Origin of the sequence: Edaphosphingomonas fennica, assembly GCF_003034225.1 — a bacterium.
GTDB lineage: Bacteria > Pseudomonadota > Alphaproteobacteria > Sphingomonadales > Sphingomonadaceae > Sphingomonas_E > Sphingomonas_E fennica.
This window is the reverse complement of sequence record NZ_PHHF01000041.1, coordinates 1-22,662: the sequence shown is the minus strand read 5'-3', so window position 1 is coordinate 22,662 and position 22,662 is coordinate 1. Positions and strand designations below refer to the sequence as shown.

The following is a 22,662-nucleotide window of genomic DNA, read 5'->3' as shown; positions in this document are numbered from 1 at the left end:
GAGCGAAGGGAGGGCAAGCCCTTCGACGAAAAGGGGTTCTCATGATCGATCTTTCGAACCGCTCGCGCGGATCGCTCGCGTGCGCGCTGCTCGCGGCCACCATCTTCTCCTCCCCCGCTTTCGCCGGCACCCTGGCGGGCACGGTTCTCGACGCCAGCGGCACCGGCAGCCTGCAGGGGGCCGAGCTGGTCCTCAAGGAGCTGGGCCGCCGCACCAATGCCGGCCCCGACGGCGCCTATCGCTTCGCGGACGTCCCGGCCGGCTCCTACACGCTCGTCGCCCGCTATGCCGGCGCGGAGGATTATCGCGCGGACGTGAACGTCGCGCCGGACGGCATCACCCGGTCCGACGTGCGCCTCTCCCCGGCCGCGGGCGGCGCCACCATCCTCGTCGTCGGCCAGCAGGCCAATCTCGGCAGCTCCATCTCGCGCCAGCGCGCGGCGGACGGGGTCGAGAACGTGCTGACCCGCGATGCCGTCGGCCAGTTCCCCGACCAGAATGTCGCGGAGGCGCTGCGCCGCGCGCCCGGCATCAACGTGCTGAACGATCAGGGCGAGGGGCGCTTCGTCTCCGTCCGCGGCCTCGATCCCAACCTCAACGCCGCCTCGATCAACGGCACCCGCGTGCCGGCGCCCGAATCCGATGTCCGCTCGGTCGCGCTGGACGTGATCCCGTCCGAGCTGGTGGAATCGATCGAGATCAAGAAGACGCTGACACCCGACATGGACGCAGACACCATCGGCGCCTCGATCGAGATCAACACCACCAGCGCCTTCGATCGCAAGAAGCCGTTCGTCTCGGTCTCCGCCGAGGGATCGTTCAACGACAAGACCAACGAACTGCGCCCCAAGGGCAGCGTCGATTTCGCCACCAGGATCGGCGACGATTTCGGCATTTCCGGCGGCCTTTCCTACTATAAGCGCCGCTTCGCGACCGACAATATCGAGGCCGAGGGCTGGGACGAGGACGATGGCGTCCGCTATTTCGAAAAGCTCGAATATCGCGATTATGACGTGACGCGCGAACGCCTCGGCGGGTCGCTCTCGCTCGATTGGCGGCCGAGCGACACCACCACCCTGTTCGCGCGCGGCCTCTACAGCCGTTTCGAGGACCAGGAATTCCGCAAGCGCCTGATCTTCGACGTGGGCGATGCCAAGCCGGTCGGCGGCACCGGCACCCGCGCCGATTTCGTGTCCGGCGAGGATGATGACGAGATCAAGGTCGAACGCGACCTCAAGGACCGTTACGAGGTCCAGAAGATCATGACCTATTCGATCGGCGGCAAGACGGAGACCGGCCCCTGGACCTTCCGCTACGAAGGCGCCTACGCCAAGTCGAGCGAGAAGGAGAACGGCTCGATCGATCCGATCGCCTGGTCCCGCGACTTCGACGATGAGGACCCGCTGGGCGTGACGTTCGATTTCGCGAACTACAAGCGCCCCGGCTACAGCATCACCCAGGGCGGCGACATCTTCTTCGATCCCGAGGAATATGAATTCGACAAGGTGGAGCGGACCACGCTCAGCCTGTCCAGGGACCGCGAATGGAGCGGCCGCTTCGACGTGACGCGCGATTTCGCGCTGGCCAGGGGCGAATTCTCGATCCAGGCGGGCGGCAAGGCCCGGCTGCGCCGCAAGACCTACGATCTCCAGAAGGATATCTACGAGGATAATGACACGACGCTGGCCGAAGTCCTCGGCAAGCAGGATTATTCGCTCGCGCTGATCGATCCGGTCCCCGGCTACAAGCCGGTGCGCAAGTTCCTCGGCAACGGCTTCGACCAGTTCACCCGCAACGATATCGACAGCGACTTCGAATCCGCCGCCTCGGATTATCGCGTGGATGAGGATATCTATGCCGGCTACCTGCTCGGCCGCTACGAGGATACGCGGCTGCGCGTCGTGGGCGGCGTCCGCGTCGAGCATACGAAGAACGACATTCGCGGCAACCTTGTCGAGCTGATCGAGGAAGGCGCCGACAATGGCGACGATCTGGTCGAGGTGAGCCCGCTCCGCTTCAAGCGCAGCTATACGGACGTGCTGCCCAGCGCCGCCGTCCGCTACCAGCCGGCCCGCGACGTCGTGCTGCGCCTGGGCGCGTTCAAGAGCGTCGTGCGCCCGACGATCGGCAAGCTCGCCCCGCGCTTCCTGATCGAGGAAAGCGACGATGGCGAGCGCGAGGGCGAATTCGGCAACCCCGCGCTCAAGCCCTATCGCGCCTGGAACATCGACGTGGCGGCGGAATATTATTTCGCCAGGAACGCCGTCGTCCAGGCGGGCTTCTTCTGGAAGGACATCAAGGACTTCATCGTCGATCGCAACCATGACGATCCCGGCGTCTTCAACGGCATCGCCTATGACGAGGCGACGATCCCGGAAAATGGCGACTCCGCCAGGGTGAAGGGCATCGAGTTCAGCTTCCAGCAGGCGTTCACCTTCCTGCCGGCGCCGTTCGACGGCCTGCTCGCCAATTTCAACTACACCTATACCGATGCGGACGGCCGGCTGGCCGACGGGCGCAAGATACCGCTGCCGTCCTCGGCCAAGAACACGTTCAACGTGGCGCTGGGCTACGACAAGGGGCCGATCAGCTTCCGCGTGGCCGGCACCTATCGCGACTCCTATCTGGACGAGCTGGGCGACGACGCGGATGAGGATCGCATCGTCACCGATCACTTCCAGGTCGATGTCAGCGCCAAATATCGCGTCACCAAGCAGGTCCAGCTCTTCGTCGAATGGGTGAACCTGTTCAACGAGCCCTATACCGCCTACCAGCGCGGGCCGCTGAGCCGTAACCTCCTGCAATATGAGGAATATGGCTGGACGGCAAAGTTCGGCGCGAAGGCGACCTTCTGATGCGCGCGCTGATCCTCGCTCCGCTGGCGGCACTCGCGGCCTGCGCCACCGTTCCGCCCGAACCGCAACTGCCGCAGGGCACGGCCGCGCGCGGCGATCCCGCCAGGGCGGTGCCGGCGGCGCTGGAAACGATCGTCACCACCAATCCGCGCGTCGATGCCGACGATCCCGCGCTCTGGGCCGATCCCCGCGATCCGGCGCGCGCGGTGATCTTCGCCACGGACAAGACGGACGGCCTCTACGTGCACGACATGGACGGCCGCGTCCGCCAGTTCCTGCGCTCGGGCCCGCTCGACAATGTGGACGTGCGGGATGGCTTCCGCGTCGGCGGCAAGGATTATGTCCTGGTCGCGGCGATGGAGCGCAAGCGCTTCGGGATCATGACCTTCCTGTTCGATCCCGATACGCTGGAAACCCGCCCCTACGGCTTCATCCCCACCGACATGGGCGAACCCTACGGCTCGTGCATGGGCAAGCGCGGCGGCGATTTCTACGTCGTCGCCAACAACAAGGCCGGCGGCATCTTCCAGTATCGCATCACCGCAGGCCCCTCCGGCCCGGTGGCGACGCTCGAACGGCGGATGAAGGTCGCGACCCAGCCCGAAGGCTGCGTCGTCGATGAAAAGGCGGATACCCTCTATCTGGGCGAGGAGGATGTCGCCATCTGGCGGTTCGATTTCGATCCCCGGGGGTCGGCCGATCCGATGCAGGTCGCGGTCGCGGACGGCATCCGGCTGACGGCGGATATCGAGGGCCTCGCCATCCTGCGCGATCGCGGCGTCGATTATCTGATCGCCTCCAGCCAGGGCGACGCCACCTTCCCCGTCTGGCGGATCGAAGGCGCGAACCACGTCTATGTCGGCCGGTTCGCGGTCGAAGGCGGGGCGATCGATGCCGTCACCGGCACGGACGGCATCGATGCCTGGAGCGGCCCGATCGGCCCCTTCCCCGAAGGCGCCATCGCCATGCACGATACCGCCGATGGGGACGGCCCGCAGCAGAACTTCAAGGTCGTGGACTGGCGGGACGTGCGCCGCGCGCTCGGCCTCTGATCCTCCCGCCATGATCGGCGCCCGGCCCGGCACCCCTTATGCCGGCGCCGGGCGTCGCATCCTGCCGCGCGATCATTCGGGCGGGAGCACCCAGCCGCCGCCCAGCGCCTTGAACAAGGTGATCCGCGACGTGCCGAGCTTCTGGGTGGAATCGGCCAGCGCCGCCCGCGTATCGATCAGCGCGCGCTGCGCATCCAGCAGGTCCAGATAGGATATGGACCCCGCCCGGTAGCGCCGGTCGGCAAGGCCATAGGCCGCGTCCGCGCGGATGCTCGCCTCCGCCAGCGCATGGTTGCGGCGGTCCTCCGCGCCATAGAGCGCCAGCGCCTGCTCCACCTCCTTCAGCACCGCCAGCACCTTGCCGTCGAATGCCGCCAGCGATGCATCGGCTCCCGCCTCGGCCTGGCGGATGCGCGCCCGCGCCACCGCCATGTTGGGGAAGCTCCAGGACAGCAGCGGCCCGACCGAGAAGGAGAAGGAATCCCCGCCCCGCACCTGATCGTTGCGGAAGAATCCCGCCGATCCGCCCAGGCTGACGCGCGGATAGAGATCGGCCATCGCCACGCCGATGCGCGCCGTATCGGCCGCCAGCCGCCGTTCCGCCTCGCGCAGGTCGGGCCGGCGGCGCAGCAGCCCCGTGCCGTCGCCGATCGGCAGCGCCGCCGCCGGCGCCGGCGGACGGGTGCATTGCGCCGCCTCCGCCGGGACGTTGGCGGGCGTCTCGCCCAGCAGCGCGGTCAGCTCGTAAAGCGCCGCCTGCCTTTGCCCTTCCAGCGGCGGGATCGCCGCGCGGGCGTTGGCGGCGGCCGTCGCCGCGCGCTCCACATCCAGGCGGCCGGCCGCGCCCGCCTTCTGCCGCGTGGCGATCAGCTTCAGCCCGTCCTCGGCGGTGGCAAGCGATTGCCGCGCGATCGCGATCGATGCGCCGAAGGAACAGGCGTCGGCATAGGCCCGCGCCGTTTCCGCCGCCACCGCCACGCGCACCATGTCGCGCGCGGCCTCCACCGCATCGGCATCGGCCCGCGCCGCCGCGATCGTCCGGCCGACGCGGCCGAACAGGTCCGCCTCCCAGGCGATCGCCATCGTCCCACTATAGGTCCATTGCCGCCCGCCCTGCGGAAAGCCGCCGGCCACGGCATCGCCGTAGGAGACGCCGCCGCTCGCGTCCGTGGTCGGCAGCCGGCCGGCCCCGGCCTCGTCCGCCACCGCGCGGGCGCGGGCGAGATTCGCCGCCGCGACGCGCAGGTCGGCATTGGCGGCGAAGGCCCGCGCCACCAAGCGGTCGAGCACGGGATCGTCGTAGAGCCGCCACCACGCATCCGGCAGCGGGGCCGCGACGTCCGTCGCCGGGGCCGCCGTCACGAAGCGATCGGCGGCGGCCGGCGGCGTGGCCGGCGGGCGATAATCCGGCCCCACCGCGCATCCGCCGAGCGCCAGGGCCGCGAGCCAGGAAAACTTATGCATGGCCCGCCTCCATCGTCCGCAACTCCCTTTCGCGCGGGCTTGCCTCCGTCGCGCGATGGTCGCGCGCGATCAGGCTGTAGATCGTCGGCAGCACGAACAGGGTGAACAGCGTGCCGATCAGCATGCCCATCACCACGACGATGCCGATCGCGAACCGGCTGGACGCGCCGGCCCCGCTGGCGAAGAGCAGCGGCACCAGCCCCGCCACCATCGCCGCCGTCGTCATCAGCACCGGCCGCATCCGCACCGCCGCCGCGCGGCGGATCGCGGTCGTCCGGTCCAGCCCCTCGCCATGCTGCATCTCGTTGGCGAAGCTCACCATCAGGATGCCGTGCTTGGATATGAGCCCGATCAGGGTGACGAGGCCGATCTGCGTGTAGATGTTGAGCGTCGCGAACCCCAGCCACAGCGGCAGCAGCGCGCCGCACACCGCCAGCGGCACGGTGACGAGGATCACCAGCGGATCGCGGAAGCTTTCGAACTGCGCGGCCAGCACCAGGAAGATCACGATCAGCGCGAAGCCGAAGGAAACGGTCAGCCTGTCCCCTTCCGTCACATATTGGCGGCTGTCGGCAAGCCAGTCGATCGTCGTTCCCGGCGGCAGCGGCTGCGCCTTCAGGAAGTCCACCGCCTGCCCCATCGTCACCCCCGGCGCCAGCACGGCGGAAAGGGTGGCCGAATTCATCTGGTTGAACTGCGGCAGCCGGTTCGCCTCGGGCCGCATGTCGATGCGGACCACGGTGGCGAGCGGCACCATCTCGCCCGTCTTCGCCTTCACATAATAACGGCCGAGATTGTCGGGCGTCAGCCGCTGGTCGCGCGGCACCTGGGTGATGACGTCGTAGGAACGGTCGTGCCAGTTGAAGCGGTTGATGTAATTCTCGCCCACCAGGATGGCGAGCGTGTCGGCGATCGCCTCCATCGTCACGCCCATCTCGCCCGCCTTGGCGCGATCGATGGTGATGCGCGCTTCCGGGCTGTCGAAGGCGAGGTCGCTGTCGACGAAGGCGAACAGGCCGCTGCCCCAGGCCGCGCCCTTTATCCCCTCCATCGCCGCATAGATGGCGGGGAAGTCGTCGGACGAACGGATCACCATCTGCACCGGCAGGCCGCCGCTCGATGCCGGCAGCGCCGGCGCCTGGAACGCCGCGGCATAGACGCCGGTGATGGCCGCGCCCTCCCCGTTCAGCTGCGCCTGCACGTCGTCCGCGCTGCGGTCGCGGTCGGCCCATTCCTTCAGGATCACGCCGCCGAAGCCTTCATTCTCGCCATCGGTGCCGTTGCCGAACCAGCTGCTCACATATTCGGGCAGCCGCCGGAACATGCGCTCCACCTCATCGGCATAGCGCGCGGTATATTCGACATTGGCATATTGCGGCGCCTTGGTCTGGACGAACACATAGCCTTGGTCCTCCGGCGGGGCGAGTTCCCGCCGCGCGCCGGTGAACAGCACGACGATTGCGATCAGCACCGCCGCCCCCACCACCAGCACCGCCGCGCGCGCCTCCAGCGTCTGCGCCAGCAGCCGGCCGTAGCCGGCCGTCAGCCGCTCCATGCGATGCTCGATCGCGCGCGCCAGCCGCCCTTCGGAAACCTTGGCGTTCAGCAGCCAGGAACTCATCATCGGCGAAAGGGTGAGCGCCACCACGCCGGAAACGATCACCGATCCGGCCAGCGTGAAGGCGAATTCGCGGAACAGCGCGCCCGTCAGCCCGCCCATCAGGCCGATCGGCGTATAGACCGCCGCCAGCGTTATCGTCATCGCAATCACCGGCCCCACGATCTCGCGCGCGCCCACCAGCGCCGCCTTCACCGGGGAAAGGCCCTCCTCGATATGGCGGTGGATATTCTCCACCACCACGATCGCGTCATCGACGACCAGCCCGATCGCCAGCACCATCGCCAGCAGCGTCAGCAGGTTCAGCGAAAAGCCGAAGGCCAGCATCAGCGCCGCCGTGCCGACCAGCGACAGCGGGATCGTCACCACCGGGATCAGCACCGCCCGGAACGAGCCCAGGAACAGGAAGATCACGATCACCACGATCAGGATCGCCTCGCCCAGCGTGTGGACGACCTCGTCGATCGCGGCATTCACGAAATGGGCGACGTCGAACTGGCTGATGACCTTCAGCCCCGGCGGGGCGACGCGCTGCATGTCGGGCAGCAGCGCCTTCACCGCCTTCACGATCTCCAGCGGGTTGCCGTCCGGCGTGGGCGAAATGGCGATCGTCACCGATCGGTGGCCGCTCGTCATCGCGCTGCTGTCGTAATTCTGCCCGCCGATCTCGACGGTGGCGACATCGCCCAGCCGCACCAGCCCGTCCATGCCGCTCTTCACCACCATCGCCCGGAAATCCTCCACGCCCGTCAGGTCGGTGGCGGCGGTGATGTTGATGGCGGTATCCTGCCCCTTCAGCCGGCCGGGCGCCGCCTGCACGTTGTTGGCGCGCAGGGCGGCCGCGATGTCGCCGGCGGAAAGCCCGCGCGCCGCCAGCCGCACGGGATCGACCCAGATGCGCATCGCCAGCGTCTGCCCGCCGGATATCTCGGCGGAAGCCACGCCCGGCACCGCCGTTATCAGCGGCTGCGCCACCCGCGACGCGAAATCGGTGATCTGGGGGACGGAAAGCTTGTCGCTCACGAAGGCGACATATTGCACCGCCGATGCGCCGTCGGTGATCTTGGTGATGACCGGATCGTTGGCGCCCTGGGGCAGGCGGTATTTCACCTGCTGCACCTTGGCGAGCACCTCCGTCATCGATCGGTCGGCGTCCGCGTTCAGCACCAGCTTCGCCTTCACCTGGCTCTTGCCCTGGCTGGAGGTGGAGGTGAGATATTCGATGCCGTTGGCGGTCGCGATCGCCTGCGCGATCGGCGTCGTCACGAAGCCCTGCATCACCTGCTGGGTCGCGCCCGGAAAGCTGGTGTCGACCACGATCGTGGCGCTTTCCATGTTGGGATATTCGCGCACGGGGAGCGAGAACAGCGCCGCCCCGCCCACCAGCAGGATCAGCAGGCTGACGACGATCGACAGGATCGGCCGGCGGATGAAGATATCGGTGAAGCGCATCTCACTTCCCTCCGGCCGGCAGCAGCCGGGCGATGGAGACGTTCGCCCCCGGCTGCACGCGCAGCTGGCCTTCGGAAACCACAACGTCGCCCGGCTTCAGCCCCTGCGCGATCACCGCCTGATTGCCGAAGCGGCGGCCGACGGTGACGGCGACGATCTCGGCCTTGCCGCTCTTGCGGGCATCGGCGCCGCGCACCACGATCACGCTGTCGCCCGATGCCGATGTCTGGATCGCGGTGGCGGGCACCACCAGCGCGCCCCGTTGCGGCGGCAGGTCCAGCGCAGTGGTCACATACATTCCGGGGCGGAGCGCGCGATCCGGGTTGGGCACCGTCGCCTGCACCGTCACGTTGCGGCTGTCGCCGCCGATGCGCGGCTCGATCGCGTTCACCCGCGCGGTGAAGCGGCGGCCGGGCCAGGCGTCGCTGGCAAGGTTCACGACGCCGCCGATCGCCAGCCGCGCCAGTTCCTGCTGCGGCACGGTGAAATCGACATAGAGGGTATCGAGCGCCGTCAGCGTCGCGATCGGATCGCCGGGGTTCAGATATTGGCCCGGATTGATCTGGCGTATGCCCAGCTCGCCCGCGAAGGGCGCGCGCACCAGCTTCTGGGCGATGCGCGCGTCGAGCTGGCGGACGGCGGCGATCGCCTGGTCATATTCGGCCTGCCGCTGCTGCAGCAGCTCGCGCGATTCCGCGCCGGAAGGCTCCAGCTCGCGCGATCGCGAAAGCTGCAGCCTGGCGAAGGCCGCGCGCGCCGCCGCCGCCGCCCGGTCGGCCCGTTCCGGCGCATCGTAAAGCTCGACCAGCGGCGCCCCGGCCTGCACGCGGGCGCCGGCGGTGAAGCGGATGCCCACCACCCGGCCCGCCACCTCGGGCGCCAGCACCACCTCACGCACCGCCCGCAGCGATCCCACCGCTTCCAGCGCCACCGGCACGTCCACGGGCGTCGCGACCACGGCGGCCACCGATACGGGCGGCGGGGCCTGCGGCGGCGGCGCGGCGTTGCGCAGCGTCCGCCAGCCATAAAGCGCGCCGAACAGCAGCAGCGTGGCCGCCAGCGCGAGGATGATCGGCCGCGTGCGGCCCGGCCTGCTATCGGGGGGATAGGATGATGGACCGGCAGGCGCATCCCGCTGGTCGGCAATGCTTGAATGTTCCAGGGGACGCTCCCTTGTTCGAATCGGGAGCGCCTCTATAAAACCTCAACCATGATTGAGGTAAAGGGGGAATCGGTGGCAAGGCTGACGCACGCACAGGCATTGCGCGAACTCAGCGTGGGCGAGGTCGCGGCCCGCGCCGGCGTGCCGGTGTCGACGGTCCATTTCTACGAGGCCAAGGGGCTGATCTGGGGGCATCGCACGGCGGGGAACCAGCGCCGCTTCCATCGCGGCGTGCTGCGCGCGATCGCGATCATCAAGGTGGCGCAGCGCGCCGGCATCCCCCTTGCCGTCATCCGCGACCGGCTCGCCTCGCTGTCGTCGGACGGGCGGGTAACGATCGCGGCATGGGAACGGCTGTCGACCGAATGGCGCGACGATCTGGACGACAGGATCGGGCGGCTCACCCGCCTCCGGGATCAGCTGAGCTCCTGCATCGGCTGCGGCTGCCTCTCGACCGAGGATTGCCCCCTGCGCAATCCGGGCGACACGCTCGCCGAAAATGGCAGCGGGCCGCGCCTGCTCGACCCGGATTGAGCCAGAGCGATTTCCAGGCGCCCTAGCCGTCGGCGATCCGGCCCTCGCCCGCCTTGAAGAAGAACTGGCTGCACACTAGCCATCCCTTTAGCGGCCTGAGCGGCAGCACGCACGTCACGATCAGGAAGGGCAGCGACGTGACGAGGTGGACCCACCAGGCCGGGCTCAGCCATATCTCCAGCAGCAGCGCGAAGGTCACCGCCGGCACGCAGCCGAAGCATATGACGAAGAAGGCCGGCCCGTCGGCGGGATCGGCGAAGTCGTAGCTCAGCCCGCAGACCTCGCACCCGTCGCGCAGCTTCAGGAATCCCTGGAACAGATGCCCCTGCCCGCAGCGGGGGCAGCGGCCGCGCAGGCCCGTGCGGATCGGCTCCAGCTTCGGCCATGGGCCGTCCTGCGGCTGGGCTTCCATCTTCCCCGGCATGCTGTTCACGGGCCTTGCCTCGTCTGTTCGATATGCTTGCCGTCCATCTAGGCGTTATGTATGGTTGCAACAACCATACATAACCATGCAGACGATCCATGCAAAATTGGGTGACCGCGATCCGGGCCGCCTCCGGCCCGCTCTATCTGGCCATTGCCGATACGATCGAAGGCGCGATCCGCGCCGGCCGGATCCGGCCGGGCCAGCGCCTGCCCCCGCAGCGCGATCTTGCCCGCGCGCTCGATGTGGATCTCACCACGGTCACCCGCGCTTATGGCCTGCTGCGGTCCTCGGGGCTGGTCGAAGGCGCCGGCCGCCTCGGCAGCTTCGTCCGCAACGGCGCGCATGTGCAGGCGCTGGCCGCGCAGGCATCCGACGATACCGGCATGAACATGCCGCCCCAGCCCGGCTTCTCCCAGCTCGGCGAGGCGATCCGCACCGGCATGGCGGCGCTGCTCCGCGCCTCCGGCCCCTCCCCCCTGCTGCAATATCAGCCGACCGGCGGCTACGGGCACGATCGCGCCGTCGCGGCGGAGGCGCTGTCGGCGCGGGGCATGCCATCGACCGAGGATGAGGTGGCGATCGCGGCCGGCGGGCAGAACGCGCTCCATGCGATCCTCGGCAATGTCCTGGCGCCGGGCGACAGGCTCGCCGCCGGCCGCTTCGTCTATCCCGGCCTGCTCGCGCTCGCGGCCCGCTTCGGCATCCGCGTCGATCCGGTCGAAACCGATGCGGAGGGGCTCGATCCGGATGGTGTCGCCCGCGCGCTCCGGGGCGGGGCGAAGGCCGTCTATGTCGTCCCCACCAACGATAATCCCACCACCGCCACGCTCGGCGCCGAACGGCGCGCGGCGATCGCGGCGCTGGCCCGCCGCCACGGCGCCCAGATCATCGAGGACGACGCCTATGGCCGGCTTCCCGCGGTCCCGCCCGCGACGATCGCCAGCCTCGCGCCCGAACGGACCTGGCATATCGCCAGCCTGTCCAAGATCGTCTCGCCCGCGCTGCGCATCGCCCATGTCCGCGCGCCTTCGGCCCGCGATGCCTGGCGGCTGTCGGCCGATATCCACGAAACCGCGGTCATGGCCGCGCCGCTCAACGCCGCGCTGGTAACGGGCTGGATTCGCGACGGCACGCTCGATCGGCTGGTGGCCGGCGTCCGCAGCGAAGCCGTGGCCCGGCAGCGCATCGCCGCGCACCATCTGGGGCAGGTGCCCTATGCGGCCCATCCCGAAGGCTATCACCTCTGGCTTCCGCTGGGGCCTGGCATGGCCGCCACCGATCTCGCCGCGGCGGTGCGCGGCATGGGGCTCTCCATCGTCCCCGGCGAAGCCTTCGCCGTCCGCAAGGATCGCCCCGCCGCCGCCGTCAGGATATCGCTGGGCGGCGCGATCGACCATGATCGGCTGCGTCGCGCCCTCGAATGCCTGGAAGCCCTGCTCCTCCGCAACCAGGCACGGGCGGGCTAGGCGCCCGCCAGATACGCCGCCAGCGCTACCGCATTATTGTGCGCTTCGTCATGGGCGGCGTAGACCAGCGTCACCCGCTCCCTGCCCGCGATCTCCCGCAGTTCCGCGACCGCCGGATTGTCCGCCAGCTCCGCCGCATATCGCTTGCGGAATTCCGGCCAGCGCGCGGGATCGTGGCCGAACCAGTGGCGCAGCTCCGTGCTGGGCGCGACGTCCTTCAGCCACAGGTCGATCGCGGCCTTCGCCCTGGCAAGGCCGCGCGGCCACAGCCTGTCCACCAATATGCGCCGCCCGTCATCGTCGGCGGGCGCCAGATAGGCGCGCTTGATGCGGATATCCTGCGGCGATCCGGCGGCCATTCCTTCCTCCCGATGCCGCGCCATTGTGCTGGCCCCGGCCGGCGGACGCAATATCCGCCGGATTGGTCAGTCCAACGGCCCGACGTCGGAGACATTGCCGCTCCCACCCCAGCCGATCTGGTGGTTCTTCCTGTTCTGGCTGCCCGGCTATCTCGGCGATCGCTACGGCCTCGATCTCCTCAGCTTCGGGCCGCCGCTGGTGGCGATCTATCTGCTATCCGATGTCGGCAGCATCGCCGGCGGCTGGATGTCCTCGCGGCTGATGCGGGCGGGCCGGTCGGTCAATTTCGCCCGCAAGGCGACGATGCTGGTCTGCGCGGCCGCGGTGCTGCCGGTATTCTTCGCCCAGAATATCGATAATCTGTGGGTCGCGGTGCTCGTGATCGGCGTCGCCACGGCCGCGCACCAGGCATTCTCGGCCAATCTCTATACCCTGCCGTCGGATGTGTTCCCGCGCGCCGCGGTGGGATCGGTGATCGGCATCGGCGGCACGGTGGGCGCGATCGGGGGGATGATGATGGCCAAATATGCCGGCTTCATCCTCGACGGCTTCGGCACCTACACGCCGCTCTTCGCGGTGGCGGGCAGCGCCTATTTCCTGGCGCTGGTCGCGGTCCACCTGCTCTCGCCCCGGCTGGAGCGGGTTCGGGTGGAGGCGGCCTGATCGCCGCCCCGCCGGCAGGATGCGCCGGCGGGGCCGCCCTTATCCCGCATAGCGGGTTTCCATCAGGTCCAGCTCGCGGATCAGCTTGCGGGCGCCGTCGCTGCCAAGCTCGCGCTGGCGGCTGCGCCGGGTGATCTCGGCCCGCTCGGCCCTCAGCGCCGCCAGCCGCAGCTCTTTCTCGATCCTGTCCACCCGCCTGGCGGCCGCCGCGTCTTCGGCGATGGGGGACCGGGTCTCGATCCGGCGGCGATAGATGTCCATGATCCGCCCGGCGATCTCGACATAGAGGTCGGCATCCTCCTGCCCCTCGGCCAGCACATGCTCGACGCGCTCGACCTCGGCGATCGCGGCCTTGGCGGCCGCGATGCGCGCCGCCTCGATCTCCGCGAGCTGGGAGGATTCGGCCGGCATCTCCAGCCCCTTCAGCAGCCAGGGCAGGCCGATGCTGGCGACGATCAGCGAAACGATGATCACCCCCATCGCCAGGAAGATCGCCAGGTCGCGCGCCGGAAAGGGCGATCCGTCGGCCATCGCCAGCGGCAGGGTCAGCACGCCGGCCAGCGTGATCGCGCCGCGCACGCCGGCGAAGGACATCGCCGCCACCAGCCGCCAGTTGGGCTGCTGGCGGGTCCGCCCATGGGTCAGCAGGGTGAAGCGGAAGGACACCCACACCCAGATGAAGCGCAGCGCCGCCAGCCCCAGGTTGATCGCCAGCACATAGACGGCCAGCCAGCCCGGCTCGTGATGGCCGGTGATCCGCACCGTTTCGGCCGCCCCCGCCAGGATCAGCGGCAATTGCTCGCCCAGCAGCACGAAGATGATGCCGTTGGCGGTGAACTGGATCGCATCCCACACGGTGTTGCGGCGGATGCGGGTGGCGGCCATCGCCTGGGCGGAACCTTCGGCGAAGCCCATGGCGAGGCCCGCCGCCACCGCCGCGAGGATGCCGGAACAATGGAGATGCTCGGCCACCAGATAGGCGCCGAACGGGATCAGCAGGCTGATCAGGATCTGCGATCCGCTATCCTCGCCGAAACGGCCGCTCACCCCCGCCTTGATGCGCACGACCAGGAAGGTGACGCCCGCGCCGATCGCGATGCCGCCCAGCGCCACCCACAGGAAGTTCAGCGCGGCATCGCCGATCGAAAAGACGCCCGTCAGCGCCGCCGCCACCGCGAAGCGCAGGCAGACGAGGCCGGAAGCGTCGTTCAGCAGCGATTCCCCTTCCAATATGTGCATCATTCGCTTGGGGATCGGCACGCGCTGGGCGATCGCCGAAACCGCGATCGGATCGGTGGGGGAGATCACGGCCGCCAGCGCGAAGGCGACGGGCAGCGGCATCGCCGGGATCATCCAGTTGATGATCAGCCCCATGCCGAGCACGGTGAACACCACCAGCCCCAGCGCCAGTTCCAGCACGGTCTTGCCGTCCTTGAACAGCTCCTCGCGGGGGATGCGCCAGCCGTCCAGGAACAACAGCGGCGGCAGGAAGAGCAGGAAGAATATCTCCGGGTCCAGCGTCACCCGCCAGTTGGCGGCAAGGCCGATCACGCCGCCCAGCGCGATCTGCACCAGCGGTCGGGGAACGGGCAGTGGCAGCATGCGCGAAACCACGCCGCTCACCACCACCGCCAGCAACAGGATCAGGATGATAGTGATCGTTTCCAACGATATTCCCTCGCTTGCATCCACGGTCGCCTGCGGGGCGTCCCCCGCGCTCATCCCCTTCTTGCGGCATTATTTCCGCGCTGACGACCCCGTTCGGAAAAGGGGGCGGAACGTCGCGCCGATGGTCGCGCTCGTCGAAACGGCCGCAAAGATCGCGAAACGGGCGAATGGCGCGCCCCATCCGCATCGGGATGAGGCACCTTCCGCCGGCAGGGAACCGGGCGCAACCGGCAAGCATGGGGAAGATCAATGAGGCGTTTCGAGGACAAGGTCGTCATCGTCACCGGCGCGGCCGCCGGCATCGGCGCGGCGGCGGCCGCACGTTTTGTCGAGGAAGGCGCGCGCGTCGTCCTCGCCGGCCGGACGGAAGGGAGCCTGAAGGAACGCGCCGATGCGCTCGGCGCGGGGGACAGGGCCCGCATCCGCGTGGCGGACGTCAGCAAGCCGGACGACATCGCCGGGCTGATCGATTTCACGGTCGGCGAATATGGCGCGATCGACGTGCTCGTGAACAATGCCGGCTCGGGCATGCTCGGCCGCGTCACCACGGTCGATCCCGCCGTCTGGCACCATGTGATCGCCACCGATCTGGATTCGATCTTCTACGCCTGCCGCTTCGCCATCCCGCATCTGGTGAAGACGGGCGGCTCGGTCATCAACATCGCCTCCGTTTGCGGCGTCGCGGGCGATTACGGCTTCCATGCCTATAATGCGGCCAAGGCGGGCGTCATCAACCTCACCCGATCGATCGCGCTCGATCATGCGCGCGACGGCATCCGCGTCAACGCGGTCAGCCCCGGCCTGATCGTCACACCGGCCACCAGCCAGAGCTCGCCCGAGGCGCTGGCCAAATGGCACGCCGCCATCCCGATGCGCCGGCCGGGGCAGGTGGAGGAGGTTTCCGGGCTGATCGCCTTCCTCGCCTCCGCCGATGCCTCCTACATCACCGGCCAGAACTTCATCGTCGACGGGGGCATGCTGGCGCATACGGGGCAGGTCAACCTGCTCGAAACCTACGGCATGTAGTCCGGCGCCCGCCCGGCCGTCATCCTCCGGCCGGCCATCCATCGGAAAGCGCTACACTTCCGCGCGGCGACGCTTTAGGTAGCCGTGCGTGGGGCATATGATTCGTGTCGGCTTGGTCCGGATGGCGTCGGCTGTCCTGGCATCGCCGGCAGTTCAGGAGCGTGGACGAATGGCCCTCATCATGGTGCGTCGTTGAATTACCGGCTGCTGTTCCGGGCGGCCGGTCTTGCCGCCCTCGCCATCTCGCTCTCCTCCTGCTCCGGCAACCGGGACAATGGCCGCGACAAGGGCCCGCCGGAGGCCGGCTTCATCACCGTGAAGCCCGAAACCGTGCCGCTGGAGGTCGAGCTTTCCGGCCGCACCACCGCCTATGAGACGTCCGAGGTGCGCCCGCAGGTCTCCGGCCTGGTCAAGGCGCGGCTGTTCACCGAAGGCAGCATCGTCCAGGCCGGGCAGACGCTCTACCAGATCGATCCCAGCCTCTACAGCGCCGCCGTGAACGAGGCGACCGCCAACCTCGCCAATGCCGAGGCGAACCGCGAGGCGACCCAGGCCCGCGCCGATCGCTACAGGCCGCTGGCCGAGATCGAGGCCGTCGCCAAGCAGGATTATACCGACGCCGCCGCCACGGCGAAGCAGGCCGCCGCCAGCGTGGCGCAGACCCGCGCCAGCCTGGAAACCGCGCGGATCAACCTCGCCTTCACCCGCGTTCCCGCGCCCATCACCGGCCGCATCGGCCGCTCGCTCGTCACCACCGGCGCGCTCGTCACCTCCAACCAGGCCGATCCGCTCACCACCATCCAGCGGCTCGATCCGATCTATGTCGATATCCAGCAATCGAGCGCGGAGCTGCTGGCGCTGCGCCGCTCGCTGGCCCCCGGCGGCGGCGGCCAGCGCGTGCCCGTGCGCCTGAAGCTGGAGGACAATAGCGAATATCCGCTGGAGGGCCGGCTGGAATTCGCCGAGGCGATGGTCGATCCCAATACCGGCACGGTCACGCTGCGCGCGCTCTTCCCCAATCCCTCGGGCATCCTGCTGCCCGGCATGTATGTGCGCGCGCGCCTTGCGCAGACGACCAGCCAGGGCGCCTTCCTCGTGCCCCAGCAGGGCCTGTCGCGCACGCCGCGCGGCGAGGCGACCGTGATGGTGGTGGGCGCGGACAACAAGGCCGTCGAACGCAAGGTCACGGCCGATCGCACCATCGGCGACAAATGGCTGGTGACGTCGGGCATCGCCGCCGGCGACAGGCTGATCGTCGAGGGGCTGGGCAAGATCCGGCCCGGCCAGCCGGTCAAGCCGGTCCCCGCCGGCTCGCCGCCGGCCTCCGGCAAGGCGCCTCCGGGCGCGGCGCAGGGCGGTTCCCGGCCGGCCGCGCGGGGCTAGGCCGTGCTGTCACGCATCTTCATCGATCGGCCCATCTTCGCATGGGTCATCGCCATCGTCATCATGCTACTGGGCATCGGCGGCATATTGACGCTGCCGGTGGAGCAATATCCCGATATCGCGCCGCCCTCGGTCAACATCCGCGCCACCTATCCGGGCGCGTCGGCCGAAACGATCGAATCCAGCGTCACCCAGGTGATCGAGCAGCAGCTCACCGGCATCGACGGGCTGATCTACTTCCAGTCCACCTCGAACTCGTCCGGCTCGGTCACGGTCACCGTCACCTTCCAGAAGGGCACGGACCCGGACATCGCCCAGGTCCAGGTGCAGAACAAGGTGCAGCAGGCGCTGCCCCGCCTGCCCCAGCAGGTCCAGCAGCAGGGCCTGGTCGTCACGAAATCCAACGCGGATTTCCTGATGGTGGTGTCGATCTACGACGAGACGGATCGGATGACGAGCGCCGACGTCAGCGACTATCTCGTCTCCAACCTGCAGGATCCGATCGGCCGCCTCGCCGGCGTGGGCGACGTCAATGTGTTCGGATCGCAATATGCGATGCGGATCTGGCTCGATCCCTTCAAGCTTTCCGCGGTCCAGCTCATGCCGGCCGACGTGATCGCGGCGATCCAGGCGCAGAACACGCAGGTCGCCGCCGGCCAGATCGGCGGCCAGCCCTCGCCCGACAGCCAGATGCTGAACGCGATCGTCACGGCGCGGTCCCGCCTCACCACGGCGGATCAGTTCCGCGACATCATCGTCAAGACGCAGACGGACGGCTCCAAGGTGCTGCTGCGCGATGTCGCGCGGGTGGAGCTGGGCAGCGAAAGCTACAACAATGTCAGCCGGCTCAACGGCCATCCCGGCGCCGGCATCGCCATCCAGCTCGCGCCGGGGGCGGACGCGCTCAAGACGGCGAAGCTGGTGCGCAGCTATGTCGACGGCCACGCCTCCGCTTTCCCGCAGGGGCTGCGCTACGCCTATCCCAACGACAGCACCGCCTTCATCAAGCTTTCGGTGGAAGACGTCATCAAGACGCTGATCGAGGCGATCATCCTCGTCGTCCTGGTGATGTTCGTCTTCCTCCAGAGCTGGCGGGCGACGCTGATCCCGGCCATCGCCGTGCCGGTGGTGCTGCTCGGCACTTTCGGCGTGCTCGCGGCCTTCGGCTTCTCGATCAACACGCTCACCTTGTTCGGCATGGTGCTGGCGATCGGCCTGCTCGTCGACGACGCGATCGTCGTGGTCGAGAATGTCGAGCGCGTGATGGAGGAGGAGCCGGACATCTCCCCCCGCGACGCCACGATCAAGTCGATGTCGGAAATCAACATCGCGCTGATCGCGATCGCGCTGGTGCTGTCGGCGGTGTTCCTGCCGATGGCCTTCTTCGGCGGGTCCACCGGCGTCATCTACAAGCAGTTCTCGATCACCATCGTCTCCTCGATGGTGCTTTCGGTGGTGGTCGCCCTCATCCTCTCGCCCGCGCTGGCGGCCACCCTGCTCAAGCGGCCGGATCACGCGGCCCGGCGCGGCGGCCCCTGGATCGTCCAGCGCGCGCACCATTATGGCGATCGCTTCAACGCCTGGTTCGCGCGCATGTCCGAAGGCTATCGCGCCCGCGTCGCCCGCCTGTTCGGCCACATGAAGGCGGCGCTCCTCGTCTATGGCGCCATCGTCGTGCTGCTCGTGCTCGTATTCCTCAAGCTGCCGACCAGCTTCCTGCCCGTGGAGGACCAGGGCATCGCCCAGCTCCAGTTCACCCTGCCGGCGGGCGCCACCCAGGCCCGCACCATCGCGGCGGCCAAGACGATCGAGCGTTATTTCCTGGGGACGGAAGGCAAGAACACCAACGTCGTCTATGCGGTCATCGGCGGCAACCAGGCGGGCACCGGCCAGAATGCCGGGCGCGGCTTCCTGTCGCTGGCGCCGTGGGACGAGCGCAAGGGTTCGGCCAACAGCGCGGAGGCGATCACCCGCCGCGCGACGGCGGAGCTGGGCCGCGAGATGCGCGACGTCCAGTTCTACGCGCTCAACCCGCCCGCCGTGCGCGGCCTCGGCCAGTCGAGCGGCTTCACGCTGGAGCTGCTCAACTCCGGCGGCCTCAGCCGGGAGGAGTTCAAGGCCCGCCGCGATCAGCTCATCGCGGAGGCGTCCGCCGATCCCATCCTCGCCCAGGTCCGCCAGAACAGCCTGGAGGATACGCCCACCTTGTCGGTCCAGATCGATCAGGCGAAGGTCGGCGCGCTCGGCCTCACCCAGGCGGCGGTCGATCAGACGCTGTCGGCCGCGTGGGGCGGCAACTATGTCAACGATTTCGTCGATCGCGGCCGGGTGAAGCGCGTCTATGTCCAGGGCGACGCCCCCTATCGCAGCCGGCCGGAGGATCTCGCCAACTGGTTCGTGCGCGGCGCGTCCGGGCAGATGGCGCCCTTCTCGGCCTTCGCCCATATCGATTGGGGCCGCGCGCCCAACACGCTCACCCGCTTCAACGGCCTCGCTTCCTACGAGATTCAGGGCCAGTCGGCGCCGGGCAAGAGCTCGGGCGACGCGATGGCGCGCATCGCCGAGCTTGCGGGCCAGCTTCCCGGCGTCTCCATCGCCTGGGCGGGCCTTTCCTATCAGGAACAGATTTCGGGCGGGCAGGCGCCCTATCTCTACGGCCTGTCGCTGCTCGTCGTGTTCCTCTGCCTCGCGGCGCTTTACGAAAGCTGGTCCATCCCCTTCGCGGTGATGCTGGTGATGCCGCTCGGCCTGATCGGCGCGACCCTGGCGGTGCTGGCGCGCGGGCTGGAAAACGACATCTATTTCCAGGTCGGCCTGCTCACCACCATGGGGCTTTCGGCCAAGAACGCCATCCTGATCGTGGAATTCGCCGAGCAGGCGGAACGGCAGGGCCGCACGGCGGTGGAAGCCGCGCTGGAGGCCGCCCGCATCCGCCTGCGCCCGATCCTGATGACCAGCCTCGCCTTCATCTTCGGCGTGCTGCCGCTCGCCATCTCCACCGGCGCCGGCGCCAAGAGCCGGGTGGCGATCGGCACGGCGGTGATGGGCGGGATGATCACCGCCACGGTGCTGGCGATCTTCTTCGTGCCGCTCTTCTTCGTCCTCGTCCGCAAGCTGTTCCGCAAGGGCCATGCGGAAAAGCCGGACGGCCCGGCATCCGGCGGCGCCGCGGAGGCGCTGGCATGATCCGCCGCCTCCCGCCCGCCCTCCCCGCCCTGGCCTTTCCCGCCCTGGCTCTCTCCGCCCTGGCTCTCCTCGCCGGCTGCACCATGGCGCCGGATATGCCGCGCCCCGCGCCCGCCATCCCGCAAGGCTGGCCGGCGGGCGACGCCTATCTCCGCCGGAGCGAGGCCGGCCTGCCCTCCGTCACCTATCGCGATGTCTTCCGCGATCCGAAGCTGCAGGCGATCATCGACCGGGCGATCGCCAACAATCAGGATCTGCGCGCCGCCCTCGCCAACGTCGCCTCCGCGCGCGCGCAATATCGCGTGGCACATGCCGGCATCTTTCCGGGGATCGACGCCAGCGGGCGGATCTCGGTCAATCACGGCGCGAACGGCGGCGGCTCCCTCAACGGCGGCGCGAGCGGCGGCGGCGGCGGCGATACCAACACCTCCTACAGCCTCGAAGGTGGCGTCACCGCGTTCGAGGTCGATCTGTTCGGCCGGCTGCAAAGCCTGAGCAACGCCGCCTTCGACGAATATCTGGGGACGGAGGCCGCGCTCCGCGCCGCCCGCCTCACGCTCGTCGCCGAAGTCGCCAACCTCTATCTCCAGCTCGCCGCCGATCGCACGCTGCTCGCCATCGCCCGCGATACGGAGGCGAGCGCGCTGCGCAGCGTGGAGCTTACCCGCGCCCGCCTCCAGGGCGGCATCGCCCCGCGCACCGATCTCCGCCAGGCGGAAACGATCCTCGCCCAGGCCCGCTCGGATGCGGCGCAGCTCACCACCGCCATCGCCCAGGATCGCAATGCGCTGGAGCTGCTCGTCGGCGCCCCCGTGGCGGACGATCTCCTCCCCGCCGCGCTCGACGGCACGGAGGACCAGCTTGCCGAGCTTCCGCCCGGCCTCGATTCCGGTATCCTGCTGCGCCGCCCCGATGTGGTGCAGGCCGAATATCGCCTCTACGCCGCCAATGCCCGGATCGGCGCGGCGCGCGCGGCCTTCTTCCCGCGCATCTCGCTGACGGCGCTGGCCGGCCTCGCCAGCACCGCGCTTGCCGATCTCTTCACCGGCGATGCCTTCACCTGGAGCGTGCAGCCCTCCGCCACCCTGCCGATCTTCGACTGGGGGGCCAATGCCGGCAACCTCGCCGATGCCAGGGCGCAGCGCGATCTGGCGCTGGCCAATTACCAGAAGGCGATCCAGACGGCGTTCCGCGAGGTGGCGGACGCGCTGGCCCGGCGCGGCACGATCGACAGCCAGCTCGGCTCCGATCGCGCGCTGGAGGAAGCCGCCCGCGACAGCCTCTATCTCGGGACGGAGCGGTATCGCGGCGGCATCGATTCCTATCTCAACCTGCTCGATGCCCAGCGCACCCTCTATTCCGCCCGCCGCACCCTCGCGGCGACGCGGCTGGCGCGCGCGCAGAATCTCGTCGCCCTCTATCAGACGCTGGGCGGCGACGAGCTGATGGAACAGCCCCCAAGCCCCCGCCCGCCCCTCCCGCGCGCGGCCGATTGACGGCGCCCCCCCGGAAATCTACGGAACCACCTGTTGCCCCGGTAGCTCAGCAGGACAGAGCAACGGTTTCCTAAACCGCAGGTCGGGAGTTCGAGTCTCTCCCGGGGCACCACGATCCTGAAAGCACGGCAATCCGGCGTTTCCGGCTGAGGCCGTTCCCGAATAAAAGGCAGAACTTGGCGATCCGGGCGGGCAGCGGGAGCGTCCGATCACCATATTGAGGTCGCTCGCGGCCGCAGAAGGTGTGAAAGGGCTGGTTCAGCGTTAATTAGTTCTGCACCCCGTCGCATAGGGAGGTATCATACTTTTTGAGATTATGCGGAGGATCGAATGCCTGAAATCGATGGACAGAAGGGCTACATCATCGACCGCGACAAGCTCCATGCCAATTATCCCACACAATTTCATGACGCTGCGTTTTGCGAGGAACTAGGTCGCACGGTAGCGACTTTCGGCTTTATCGAGGAAATGCTCGGTAAGGCGATCTTCGCGCTCACCGGCGCGAAGGAATTCGACCCGCAGGGTGATCCGGATGCATTCAATGCTTGGATCAAGACTCTTGAAAAAACGCTAACCGATCAGCTCGGGGGGCTTATCATTGGCTACGAGAAGGCGCTTGCGGAAAACCCGCGTACAAAAGGCAACGACTACAGCATACAGCTGGCTGAATTGAAAAAGGCGAAGGATATCCGGAACGCCCTTTGCCATGGATCGTGGAGCAAACCCGACGATCAGGGCCGCTCGGTTCCAAAATTTGTCAATCGAAAGCTCCTAGGGTCGGGACCCATAAACAGGATTCCCTTGGCGTCGGGAATGTGATTCATATGTGGACGCCCCCTTGGCAAGGGCA

Annotated in this window: 15 protein-coding genes, 1 tRNA gene and 1 pseudogene; 11 read left to right on the top strand and 6 right to left on the bottom strand. The window is 68.4% G+C overall.

Annotation, left to right across the window (positions count from 1 at the left end; all coding sequences use genetic code 11):
• Positions 1-41 precede the first annotated feature (41 nt).
• Positions 42-2,855 (top strand): TonB-dependent receptor, encoded by a 2,814-nt coding sequence (locus CV103_RS09135; RefSeq protein WP_070932561.1) that lies wholly within the window; start codon positions 42-44, stop codon positions 2,853-2,855.
• A complete protein-coding gene (locus tag CV103_RS09130; RefSeq protein WP_107394723.1) occupies positions 2,855-3,907 on the top strand; it encodes a phytase in 1,053 nt (350 codons plus the stop codon). The genes CV103_RS09135 and CV103_RS09130 overlap by 1 nt, the downstream gene beginning before the upstream one ends.
• Positions 3,908-3,979: 72 nt before the next feature.
• Here the strand turns inward: CV103_RS09130 and CV103_RS09125 are convergent, their stop codons facing one another.
• The 3 genes from CV103_RS09125 to CV103_RS09115 are packed head-to-tail and all read right to left on the bottom strand — an operon-like array spanning position 3,980 to position 9,513.
• Positions 3,980-5,371 (bottom strand): efflux transporter outer membrane subunit, encoded by a 1,392-nt coding sequence (locus CV103_RS09125; protein ID WP_107394722.1) that lies wholly within the window; start codon positions 5,369-5,371, stop codon positions 3,980-3,982.
• Positions 5,364-8,441, bottom strand: coding sequence for an efflux RND transporter permease subunit (locus CV103_RS09120; protein ID WP_107394721.1), 3,078 nt, complete (start codon positions 8,439-8,441; stop codon positions 5,364-5,366). The genes CV103_RS09125 and CV103_RS09120 overlap by 8 nt, the downstream gene beginning before the upstream one ends.
• Before the next feature lies 1 nt (position 8,442).
• Positions 8,443-9,513: an efflux RND transporter periplasmic adaptor subunit gene (locus CV103_RS09115; protein ID WP_425443849.1), complete on the bottom strand. Its 1,071-nt coding sequence runs from the start codon at positions 9,511-9,513 to the stop codon at positions 8,443-8,445.
• 162 nt (positions 9,514-9,675) lie between these two features.
• On the opposite strand from CV103_RS09115, the gene soxR reads away from it, so the two are divergent.
• The gene (gene soxR, locus CV103_RS09110) at positions 9,676-10,137 is read left to right on the top strand and encodes a redox-sensitive transcriptional activator SoxR (protein WP_015459389.1); all 462 of its coding nucleotides are present in this window, start codon (positions 9,676-9,678) and stop codon (positions 10,135-10,137) included.
• A 22-nt stretch (positions 10,138-10,159) separates the two neighbouring features.
• Here soxR and CV103_RS09105 read toward each other — a convergent pair whose 3' ends face one another.
• Positions 10,160-10,561: a DUF983 domain-containing protein gene (locus tag CV103_RS09105; RefSeq protein ID WP_425443848.1), complete on the bottom strand. Its 402-nt coding sequence runs from the start codon at positions 10,559-10,561 to the stop codon at positions 10,160-10,162.
• A gap of 98 nt (positions 10,562-10,659) precedes the next feature.
• On the opposite strand from CV103_RS09105, the gene CV103_RS09100 reads away from it, so the two are divergent.
• On the top strand, positions 10,660-12,030 hold the full coding sequence (locus tag CV103_RS09100; protein ID WP_107394719.1) for an aminotransferase-like domain-containing protein: 1,371 nt from the start codon (positions 10,660-10,662) through the stop codon (positions 12,028-12,030).
• On the opposite strand, the gene CV103_RS09095 is transcribed toward CV103_RS09100, so the two are convergent.
• Positions 12,027-12,389 carry a DUF488 domain-containing protein gene (locus CV103_RS09095; protein ID WP_107394742.1) on the bottom strand — a complete coding sequence of 121 codons (363 nt, stop codon included), beginning with the start codon at positions 12,387-12,389 and terminating at the stop codon, positions 12,027-12,029. The genes CV103_RS09100 and CV103_RS09095 overlap by 4 nt on opposite strands.
• 112 nt (positions 12,390-12,501) lie before the next feature.
• On the opposite strand from CV103_RS09095, the pseudogene CV103_RS09090 reads away from it, so the two are divergent.
• Positions 12,502-13,053: pseudogene (locus tag CV103_RS09090) on the top strand (MFS transporter); the annotation flags it as partial.
• Between the two features lie 39 nt (positions 13,054-13,092).
• On the opposite strand, the gene CV103_RS09085 reads toward CV103_RS09090, so the two are convergent.
• Positions 13,093-14,721, bottom strand: a complete 1,629-nt coding sequence (locus CV103_RS09085) for a Na+/H+ antiporter (RefSeq protein WP_041865415.1) — start codon at positions 14,719-14,721, stop codon at positions 13,093-13,095.
• 249 nt (positions 14,722-14,970) lie between these two features.
• Here CV103_RS09085 and budC point away from each other — a divergent pair, with 249 nt between their 5' ends.
• The 6 genes from budC (at position 14,971) to CV103_RS09055 (ending at position 22,631) form a co-directional block, all read left to right on the top strand.
• Positions 14,971-15,747, top strand: coding sequence for a meso-2,3-butanediol dehydrogenase (gene budC / locus CV103_RS09080; protein WP_070932546.1), 777 nt, complete (start codon positions 14,971-14,973; stop codon positions 15,745-15,747).
• Positions 15,748-15,939: 192 nt separating this feature from the next.
• Positions 15,940-17,130: an efflux RND transporter periplasmic adaptor subunit gene (locus CV103_RS09075; RefSeq protein ID WP_107394718.1), complete on the top strand. Its 1,191-nt coding sequence runs from the start codon at positions 15,940-15,942 to the stop codon at positions 17,128-17,130.
• A gap of 3 nt (positions 17,131-17,133) precedes the next feature.
• Positions 17,134-20,316 (top strand): efflux RND transporter permease subunit, encoded by a 3,183-nt coding sequence (locus CV103_RS09070; RefSeq protein ID WP_107394717.1) that lies wholly within the window; start codon positions 17,134-17,136, stop codon positions 20,314-20,316.
• A complete protein-coding gene (locus CV103_RS09065; protein ID WP_107394716.1) occupies positions 20,313-21,812 on the top strand; it encodes an efflux transporter outer membrane subunit in 1,500 nt (499 codons plus the stop codon). The genes CV103_RS09070 and CV103_RS09065 overlap by 4 nt, the downstream gene beginning before the upstream one ends.
• Positions 21,813-21,847: 35 nt before the next feature.
• Positions 21,848-21,924: transfer RNA gene (locus tag CV103_RS09060), tRNA-Arg, on the top strand.
• A 218-nt stretch (positions 21,925-22,142) separates the two neighbouring features.
• Positions 22,143-22,631, top strand: a complete 489-nt coding sequence (locus tag CV103_RS09055) for a hypothetical protein (protein WP_107394715.1) — start codon at positions 22,143-22,145, stop codon at positions 22,629-22,631.
• Positions 22,632-22,662: the final 31 nt, after the last annotated feature.

Bases quoted from the DNA above. Each gene is read 5' to 3' on its own strand.
- CV103_RS09105 (WP_425443848.1), bottom strand. From the start codon at position 10,561: ATGCCGGGGAAGATGGAAGCCCAGCCGCAGGACGGCCCATGGCCGAAG.
- CV103_RS09100 (WP_107394719.1), top strand. From the start codon at position 10,660: ATGCAAAATTGGGTGACCGCGATCCGGGCCGCCTCCGGCCCGCTCTAT.
- CV103_RS09130 (WP_107394723.1), top strand. From the start codon at position 2,855: ATGCGCGCGCTGATCCTCGCTCCGCTGGCGGCACTCGCGGCCTGCGCC.
- CV103_RS09065 (WP_107394716.1), top strand. From the start codon at position 20,313: ATGATCCGCCGCCTCCCGCCCGCCCTCCCCGCCCTGGCCTTTCCCGCC.
- CV103_RS09120 (WP_107394721.1), bottom strand. From the start codon at position 8,441: ATGCGCTTCACCGATATCTTCATCCGCCGGCCGATCCTGTCGATCGTC.
- CV103_RS09135 (WP_070932561.1), top strand. From the start codon at position 42: ATGATCGATCTTTCGAACCGCTCGCGCGGATCGCTCGCGTGCGCGCTG.
- CV103_RS09125 (WP_107394722.1), bottom strand. From the start codon at position 5,371: ATGCATAAGTTTTCCTGGCTCGCGGCCCTGGCGCTCGGCGGATGCGCG.
- budC (WP_070932546.1), top strand. From the start codon at position 14,971: ATGAGGCGTTTCGAGGACAAGGTCGTCATCGTCACCGGCGCGGCCGCC.
- CV103_RS09095 (WP_107394742.1), bottom strand. From the start codon at position 12,389: ATGGCCGCCGGATCGCCGCAGGATATCCGCATCAAGCGCGCCTATCTG.
- CV103_RS09055 (WP_107394715.1), top strand. From the start codon at position 22,143: ATGCCTGAAATCGATGGACAGAAGGGCTACATCATCGACCGCGACAAG.